Below are 1,581 nucleotides of genomic sequence, written 5' to 3'. Positions count from 1 at the left end.
ATATATCATTTTCAACTTTAGGAATAATATATACATCTAAAGTTGTTTTATATTTTACTGCCTGTATTTCGACTTCATTGACTACATAAAAAATATTTGTATAAAAGTATGCATCTATAACATCAAATTTGTCACTTTCATCTAATGAGTTGAGCCATGTAAAATCTACATTGTATAAAAAATTCTTTACAATTAACCAATTTCTACTTGCTTTTATTGGAAGCATAAAATTTTCATTCAAAAAAGTCTCGTAACTCATACTTTATTAAGCCTCTCACAATGATAACCTTTATTATGTAGTCGGATACCCATGGAACTCACTTATGTTTGAAGAACTTCATACACATACACTGTGTAAGTTTCCCTTATTGTAACCAATTACTCTTCCAGTCTCATAAATCTAATAATATAATTTTTTACCATCATTTTCATATTCTATATCTTGGGTTAAACCTTCTTTATCTATTTTATTCCTGAAAGCTATTGCTTGGGATGCTGTCGCACTCTCCCAAAGCTACTAATCCAATATTAAGCAGATTTACCATGACTTAAATATTTTATAGCAATATCTTTAGTTTCATGTAAAAACCCTGATTTAGAATTTTTCCTAGGTCGTTCATTAGCTTTTCTTTCTTCTAGACTTTTTTATTACAGTCCCAGAGGGTCAATCCCTTTTAAAGGATTATCAGCATATTGATCAAATTAAGCCCTTCAACAATCCAATTGAGCCCTTTACTGATGAATCGCCCCAAATGAGGCAAATAGTAACAATAGCGATATATGTAATCTAAGCCGTTTATCAACATACTGATCTTTGAAATGGATATTATTTGAAAAAAAATCATTGTTTTCAATGAAATTCAATTTTGTTTTCTCTGCTTTACATTCATCCCATGCCATTTCACTTTCCAATTAATTGTATCAGCACAGTTGATTATTTCTTGCAATCTACCTAAGTGATCACGGTGATAGGACCAAACATCATCAAACTCTTTACCCTGCTTTTCAGTTTTCCAATGTGGGGCCACTTCTACACTTTGTGAATGGCTTTGTGTCTTCTGAATATAAAACGTATCTATAATGCTACTCGCATCTTTTCCTAGCTGACTGCTCTCCTCAAGTAAACGACCTAAAAGATCAAGGATGAAGTATTCTTCTGTACTATCAAAATATTTGACCTTTTCAAATTGATTAAAAATATTGCGATATAAACTCTTTATAATAAGTTCCCGATTTTCTAAGATAGAATTAGTATAAATATTAATTTAAGCAATTTTAAATTTAAATTGATCACTAAAAATTTAATATTCACAGGTCAATTCAGCATATAATCAAATATTATTAATATTAAATTTTTCTTTAGTTTTCATATTAACGAATCCCCCATCTCCCAACGCCAGATAACTTTCCCCTTGACTATATATTAAATTAAATAAACCTTCATAAAATCGGCCACCCAAATAATAAAGATCTCCTGAATCAGGAATCTCATATATCCGCCCATCCTCATCTATTAAAATTTCTCTCCCATCTTTATAACCAATATTCCTAATATTTTTATATATTCGTTCTTTATATATG

At 29.9% G+C, this 1,581-nt stretch carries 1 protein-coding gene and 1 pseudogene; both read right to left on the bottom strand.

All coding sequences use genetic code 11. The annotated features are described in order from the left end of the window. Window positions 1–259: pseudogene (locus ACH8JV_RS19390) on the bottom strand (hypothetical protein); the annotation flags it as partial. Window positions 260–1,331: 1,072 nt separating this feature from the next. Beyond that, a partial coding sequence (locus ACH8JV_RS19385; RefSeq protein ID WP_396523270.1) for a hypothetical protein occupies window positions 1,332–1,581 on the bottom strand: 250 nt, incomplete at its 5' end.

The sequence above is a fragment of the Acinetobacter sp. ABJ_C5_2 genome (assembly GCF_044538485.1).
GTDB classification, from domain to species: domain Bacteria; phylum Pseudomonadota; class Gammaproteobacteria; order Pseudomonadales; family Moraxellaceae; genus Acinetobacter; species Acinetobacter nosocomialis_A.
The sequence above is the reverse complement of the archived record's forward strand: the minus strand, read 5'-3'. Positions and strand labels throughout refer to the sequence as shown.